5 protein-coding genes and 2 rRNA genes are annotated in these 7431 nt (G+C 42.0%); 3 read left to right on the forward strand and 4 right to left on the reverse strand.

The genetic code is table 11. The features are described 5' to 3' along the window. Nucleotides 1-22: 22 nt before the first annotated feature. On the forward strand, nucleotides 23-592 hold the full coding sequence (locus DKT75_RS17080; protein WP_109825043.1) for an NUDIX domain-containing protein: 570 nt from the start codon (nucleotides 23-25) through the stop codon (nucleotides 590-592). A gap of 105 nt (nucleotides 593-697) precedes the next feature. Further along, the gene (locus DKT75_RS17085; RefSeq protein WP_109825045.1) at nucleotides 698-2029 is read left to right on the forward strand and encodes a DEAD/DEAH box helicase; all 1332 of its coding nucleotides are present in this window, start codon (nucleotides 698-700) and stop codon (nucleotides 2027-2029) included. 155 nt (nucleotides 2030-2184) lie between these two features. Here the strand turns inward: DKT75_RS17085 and DKT75_RS17090 are convergent, their stop codons facing one another. Continuing rightward, nucleotides 2185-3000 (reverse strand): helix-turn-helix domain-containing protein, encoded by an 816-nt coding sequence (locus tag DKT75_RS17090; protein ID WP_109825047.1) that lies wholly within the window; start codon nucleotides 2998-3000, stop codon nucleotides 2185-2187. Nucleotides 3001-3418: 418 nt separating this feature from the next. On the opposite strand from DKT75_RS17090, the gene DKT75_RS17095 reads away from it, so the two are divergent. After that, nucleotides 3419-4429, forward strand: coding sequence for a type I asparaginase (locus DKT75_RS17095; protein ID WP_109825049.1), 1011 nt, complete (start codon nucleotides 3419-3421; stop codon nucleotides 4427-4429). 13 nt (nucleotides 4430-4442) lie between these two features. Here the strand turns inward: DKT75_RS17095 and DKT75_RS17100 are convergent, their stop codons facing one another. The 3 genes from DKT75_RS17100 to DKT75_RS17110 form a co-directional block, all read right to left on the reverse strand. Next, the gene (locus tag DKT75_RS17100; RefSeq protein WP_109825051.1) at nucleotides 4443-6470 is read right to left on the reverse strand and encodes a DNA topoisomerase III; all 2028 of its coding nucleotides are present in this window, start codon (nucleotides 6468-6470) and stop codon (nucleotides 4443-4445) included. A gap of 210 nt (nucleotides 6471-6680) precedes the next feature. Continuing rightward, a 5S ribosomal RNA gene (gene rrf / locus DKT75_RS17105) occupies nucleotides 6681-6796 on the reverse strand. Between the two features lie 144 nt (nucleotides 6797-6940). Next, nucleotides 6941-7431 (reverse strand): 23S ribosomal RNA (locus tag DKT75_RS17110); the annotation flags it as partial.

Consider the following 7431-nt stretch of genomic DNA (forward strand, 5'->3'; position numbering starts at 1 on the left):
TACATCACTACAGCGTAAATCGATGAAATTCAAAATACTAGATAAACAAACACCCTTTAAGCGTTTCTTCAAAATTGACGTTTATAAATTTCAACATGAGCTATTTGCCGGTGGCTGGTCTGAGCCATTTACTCGCGAGATATTTGAACGTGGAAATGCCGTCGCGATTTTATTACATGACCCCATTAATGATACGGTGCTATTGGTTGAGCAATTTCGTGCAGGTGCGATCAATGATGAGCAAGGCCCATGGATGCAAGAGATTGTTGCGGGTATTGTTGAAGAAGGTGAGACAAAAGAAGATGTCGCACGTCGTGAAGCATTTGAAGAAGCGGGTTGTGAGGTTAATGAGCTAGCGTTTATTATGGACTTCTACCCAAGTGCGGGTGGATCTACTGAGTTGATCAGCCTGTATTATGGAGCCATTGACCTAAGTACATTAGATACGGGTATTCACGGTCTAGCCTCCGAAAATGAAGACATAAGAACATCGATCGTTTCTCGAAATGAGGCACTTACTCAGCTCCGCGAAGGAAAGATTAAAGCCTCTCTAGCCATTATCGCTTTGCAGTGGTTAGCCCTGAACAAATAGTAAGCAACGCCGCTAAAGCATTGATAGCACTTCTATAACTAATCCTGTAAGCTTCATGCCCGCCGTATCAGACGGCAACCAATGAAGTTGTAAAAGAGAAAAAATATGAGCTTTGACTCACTGGGCTTATCTGCCCCTATACTTGACGCCGTCAAGAAGCAAGGCTACGACAAGCCTTCACCGATTCAAGAAAAAGCAATTCCTCTTGTCCTAACGGGCAAGGACGTAATGGCTGCAGCCCAAACGGGAACAGGTAAGACAGCTGGATTTACACTACCACTACTAGAAATCTTGTCAAAAGGACCACGTCCTGGACCTAATAAGATTCGTGCACTTGTGCTAACACCAACACGCGAACTAGCAGCTCAAGTTGCTGAAAGCGTTGACCTTTATGGTAAAAATCTTTCACTAACGTCTACTGTTGTATACGGTGGTGTAAAAATTAACCCACAGATGATGCGTTTGCGTCGTGGTGTTGATATTTTGGTTGCGACGCCAGGTCGTTTGATGGACCTATACAACCAAAATGCCGTACGTTTTGACCAAGTTGAAGTACTTATCTTGGATGAAGCTGACCGCATGCTGGATATGGGTTTCATTCATGACATCCGTAAGATCATTTCGAACATGCCGAAAGAACGTCAGAACCTTATGTTCTCAGCAACATTTTCTGACCCAATTCGCAACTTAGCAAAGACAATTGTTAATGATCCTGTTGAGATTTCTGTTAGCCCACGTAACACGACAGCGCAAAGTGTTGAGCAGTATATCTGCCCAGTAGACAAAAAGCGTAAGTCTGCTTTACTAACTGAGCTGATTAAAGAAAAGCAGTGGAATCAAGTTCTAGTATTTTCTCGTACTAAGCATGGCGCAAACCGTTTGGCGACTAACTTAGATGCAAGTGGCATTCCAGCTACTGCTATTCACGGCAATAAAAGCCAAGGCGCTCGTACTAAAGCCCTGAAAAACTTCAAGGCCGGTGCTGTTCAAGTATTAGTTGCTACTGATATTGCAGCGCGCGGTATCGATATTGACTCGTTGCCGTTTGTCGTTAACTTTGACCTACCAAACGTACCTGAGGATTATGTTCATCGTATCGGTCGTACTGGTCGAGCAGGCGCTTCAGGTTTAGCAGTATCTCTTGTTTCAGCAGATGAGATTGAGCTACTACAAGACATTGAGAAGCTAATCGGTCGTGAACTAGAGCGTCAGGTAATGGATGGCTTTGAACCTAGTCATGATGTACCTCCATCAAACTTTGGTATGAAGCGTGTAAGACAAGCTAAGCCAAAGAAACCAGGTGGCGGAGGCGGTAACAACCGTGGTGGTCGCTCAGATAATCGTGGTGGCGGCGGAAAGCCTTCTGGCAATGGTGCTAATACACAACAGCGTCGTAGAAAACCTAAGCCGAAGAGCTCAGGTTCTGCTAATAGCTAAGCACCAATAGATATTTTTGTTAAGTTATCCAACTTAATCAAAAACATAAAAAAGCCCTAGCGTGTTTGCTCTAGGGCTTTTTTTTGGAAATTTTCACGTCCTGTAATAAGCTTACACCTACGAGACTTATTTCAAGATAAACAAAGCGCTTTCAATCAAAAGCGAGCACGGAAGTGCCACTCATTTTCTTTCATCCCATTACTCACCGAGTTTAGAATCGTTTGATCAATCTCCGGAGAGTCCAATTCATACAAGCCACATAGTGCTAGGGCCTTACGAATATTAACCCGCATACCAATATGTTCGTACAACACACGCGCACAACAAGGCATTCTCTCTCCAGTACCTGAAACCCCTAACTTCAACCCCGTGAGACGAGACACTCTATTTTTAAACGAAGGGAATAGAATGGTTTGGGTTATCTCATGGTCGGTGAGTGTTTCGTAATCTGATAAGAAAATACGATCAGATAAAAAGTGAGCAACCCCTTTATAAATACCGTGATAAGCCTTCTCCGATTCAAACTCAGCTAAACGCTCAGTACGTTGAAAGTAGACTTGGCCGCCACGCTTTTCTAGACACACCAATGTTCTCAGTAACTTACCGGGACATGCCATAGAAATATAGTATTCAAAGTAGTAACCTAAATAACGATCTAAATGATCACCACTAAGCTCTTTAAGATGAGCAAGATGCTCTACTTCTAATACCTCACCTACGTCGTCTGCCTTTTTACTTGGGCGAACTTGGACCATCAGTTTAAACTGACTATGTGGTAGTAGCATTTCATGCTCCTCCACACCAAAGAACTCACAAAAACGCCTCATCGTATTAGCCGACGGCTTGTAACGACCACTCAGGTAGCGATTAAATTGAGGCCGATTAATATTTAGGCGTCGGCAGACTTCTGCTACCGATTTATAATAACTACACAATAAGCGTAGATTGCGCCCCAAATCTTCGTTATTCACAAAACAAACCTCAATTCTCTACTTGTTGGTATTGGTGCTAATAGTAGCTATTTACGCATCATTATGCGTCATTAACCATCCAATCGCCAATTTTCCTTTTTCTATATATTTGTTTTAATAAATCAGTGAAATTTCTTCAATTAAACAACAGAATAATAAATCACCTCAACTGTCAATTTTCTGGCCATATCAGGTTAACCAAGCCCGCTAATAAACGACTATAAACTTAGCGTACCAGTGATTTTCAACACCACCATTTACTTTGTTATATACTGCATAACATCTTAAATAGTGTATTTATCCGTATAAAAAAGATATATCTATTAAATAGCATTTTTTAATAAAAACTATTTAATTGGCATAAATTAAGCTTATTACCAAACTAAAAAACCGTATTACTATCCAAGGTAGGAGACGCATGACAGTACTTGTTCTTTATGCTGGTGGCACAATAGGAATGGAGTCAACATCATCTGGCTATCAGCCGATGCAAGGATTTGAAGCGTTTCTTCAAGCTCAAATGTCAATGCGTACAGGTCATCCAATCCCCGAGTTTGATTTTATTAGTTTTGAAAACCTTATTGATAGCTCCAATCTAATGCCATCCGACTGGACTCATATTGGTCACTCTCTATTAGAAAACTGGGATAAATACGAAGGATTTATTTTATTACATGGTACTGACACAATGGCTTATACGGCCTCTATGTTGTCATTTATGCTGCAAGGGTGTGATAAGCCCGTCATTGTAACTGGCTCTCAAATCCCTATGACTGAAGCTCGTAATGATGCTATAGATAACCTAATCAGTTCGTTAATACTTGCAGGAACACCAAGTATTTCAGAAGTATGTATCTACTTTAATGGCCTATTAGTTCGTGGCAGTCGTGCCACTAAAGTCAGCAGTCAAGATCTAGACGCCTTTGATTCGCCAAACTACCCTCGCATAGGCAAGGTTGGTATCAACGTCGAGCTAAAGAAACACCTACTTCTCCCGCAGGGTAAACCATTATTTACAGTACCTAATTTTGATCCGTCAGCTGTAGCGATCATTCATACCTATCCGGGGATGCAATCAAGCGTCCTGGAAGCATTATTAAATAATCAATCGCTTAGAGGTCTTGTACTATGTACGTATGGCGCGGGTAACCCGCCTGCGGCTAACCGAGACTTCATGTCGGCTCTTCAAGTTGCTAACGACAGAGACATTTGTATCGTTAATATAAGTCAGTGCTTGAAAGGTGGAGTCACTCAAGGTGCCTATGCTACAGGGTCGGCATTAGGCAAAGTTGGCGTTATATCAGGTAATGATATGACACTAGAAGCTGCGTTTACCAAGCTACATTTCTTACTCGCTAGTAACTTAGCAACTGAGCACGTAAAGAAGTACATGATGACTGCATTATGTGGAGAAAGTACCGTCGTTTAATACAATAGCTAGATCATTTTTTCTTGGCTGTAAATTTCTTCTTCGTGCCTGTCTTTCTCTTTTTAAAAGAAGCCTTACCTAAACCTTGCAAGCCTTTAAACTCAACGCGACTAACTTCATCAATTAGTTGCGATAAGTCCTGAGTCATTGGCTGCATAAATTGATTATAATTCATTTTACGCTGACTAATCGCATCAAGCTGAGACTCCCAATGTGCCGTCATATCTGGATAACCCATATTGGCAGGTAGACTTGTAATCAATTGGCGCCCAATCACCGTCGCTCGAATTTCTTTCCCTTTCCGGCTCAAAAACTCTCGTTTAAATAGTAGCTCTATAATCCCAGCGCGTGTTGCTTCAGTGCCTAAACCATCAGTTTCACGCAACACTTTTTTGATGGCAGGATCATTTACATATCGAGCTATCCCAGTCATTGCTCCAAGTAGAGTCGCATCATTAAAGTGCTTTGGGGGACTCGTTTGCTTATCAATCAACTGTGCATCAGTACACAGCAACTCATTACCCTTTTTGACATTTGGTAACTTTGCCGATGCAAAACCATCTTGTATTTGACCCGCATCAGAAAGACTTGCTGTAGAAGCATTATTGTCATCTGTTTTTGTGGCTTTATTAGATGCGTTATTAGGACTATTTTCTTGCCTTTGTTGAGACGCCTTATTTGTAGGAAAAAGTACTTTCCAACCTTCCTTTAAAACCTCTTTTTGCTTAGCTATAAACAAACCACCTTCCACTTCCGTGTCGATTTGTTTTTCACCATATTCAAATGGTGGATAGAACTGAATCAGGTACTGACGAGCAACAAGTTCGTAAACGTTAGCCTCACCACTTGATAGACGCCCTCCGTCAAAAGACTTCATCGTAGGAATGATGGCATGGTGAGCACTAACTTTGCAATCATTCCACGCTTTAGACTTAATTGATAAGTCTGCCCCACTAACAGCACTAGCCAGCTTTCCACAAGTCTTAGCAATAGCAGCTATCACTTTTCCTGAGTCAGCATAATGCTCCTTTGGTAAATAACGACAGTCCGAGCGCGGATAAGTAATTAACTTATGACGTTCATATAATTGCTGACAGATATCGAGTACTTGCTTGGCGCTGAGCCCAAAACGCTTAGCTGCATCTATTTGTAACGTCGATAAGTTATAAGGAAGCGGAGCTGCTTGCTTCTTTTTGCCCTGAACAACATTAACGACTTTCCCTGCTCTATTAATGACTTTTGCCGCGACGGTCTCTGCTAGCTTTCGTGATAAAACCCGCCCCTCTTCATCCATATAATCTTCACAGGCTTTACTAGGTTTCCACTTTGCTTTGAATGATTCATTACTAGACGTTTTTAATTCAACAAAAACCTCATAAAAAGGTTTTGAAATGAAGTTTTCAATATCTAAGTCCCTATGAACAACTAAGCCTAGTAAAGGTGTTTGAACACGTCCAACAGATAACACTCCGCTGAACCCTGACTTTTGTCCTCTCAAAGTACAAAGTCGCGTCAAATTAATACCGTATAACCAGTCAGCTCGCGCACGCGCTAGGGCCGACGTAGCTAGAGGAATAAACTCTGTATTACTTCTAAGCTTAGCAAGAGACTTTTTCACTGCACTTGTATTCAAGTCACTGATTAAACAGCGTTGTGCTGACTTTATTTTAGCCTTTGAGACCTTACAGTGATTTATAACCTCATCGATCAAAATTTGACCTTCTCGATCAGGATCTCCAACGTTAACTAGAGTGTCAGCCTCTTTGATGAGTTTTTTAAGTACAGTAAATTGCTTACGTGTATTTGACTTAACCTCTAATTTCCACTGTTCTGGAATTATAGGTAAGTGGACGGTTGACCATTTTTTAAATTCAGCATCATATGCCTCAGGCTGTGCTTGCTCTAACAAGTGCCCAATACACCAACTGACTACATCACCATTACCCACGGTAATAAAGCCATCACCTTTCCTATGAGGCTTTGGAAGTGCATCTGCAACAGCTCTGCCTAAACTAGGCTTTTCCGCAATGTATAAAATCATTGGTATATTAGACTAACTTTTTTTTGTAATGATTAATTTTGAAGTTAGTAATAAGAATTAGCAAGTACTTAAAACATTCTCATACTTCATCGCTATGTTTTAGTTATACAAGAGTTAGTCTCAGTACTTAACCTAATTCCATTTCACTTTCTTTCAGGCATAAAAAAAGCCCTGTCACAGTATTATCTGTAAACAGGGCTTCCTATTAAATCTTGGCAATGACCTACTTTCACATGGGGAAACCCCACACTATCATCGGCGATGACACTTTTCACTGCTGAGTTCGAGATGGGATCAGGTGGTTCAATGTCTCTATGGTTACCAAGAAAACCGGTGTGTGATACCTGTTGTCAATACGTTAACCTCAGTCAACGGCCCACAACAGGCTCACGAATAAGTAATAATCTAGTAGCAGTGACCCACTATTGTCTGTTTGTCACACTTTCGCTCAACAAACCATTCAAGGTTATAGAATCAAGCCTCACGGGCAATTAGTACACCTTAGCTACATCCATTACTGGACTTCCACATGGTGCCTATCAACGTCGTAGTCTTCAACGGCCCTTTAGGGGAATCTAGTTCCCAGAGAATACTCATCTTGGATGAGGCTTCCCGCTTAGATGCTTTCAGCGGTTATCCTTTCCGAACTTAGCTACCCGGCTATGCCACTGGCGTGACAACCGGTACACCAGAGGTTCGTCCACTCCGGTCCTCTCGTACTAGGAGCAGCTTTCCTCAATATTCTAACGCCCACACCAGATAGGGACCGAACTGTCTCACGACGTTCTGAACCCATCTCGCGTACCACTTTAAATGGCGAACAGCCATACCCTTGGGACCCGCTTCAGCCCCAGGATGTGATGAGCCGACATCGAGGTGCCAAACACCGCCGTCGATATGAACTCTTGGGCGGTATCAGCCTGTTATCCCCGGCGTACCTTTTATCCGTTGAGCGATGGCC

The organism is Leucothrix arctica, assembly GCF_003172895.1.
GTDB classification, from domain to species: Bacteria; Pseudomonadota; Gammaproteobacteria; order Thiotrichales; family Thiotrichaceae; genus Leucothrix; species Leucothrix arctica.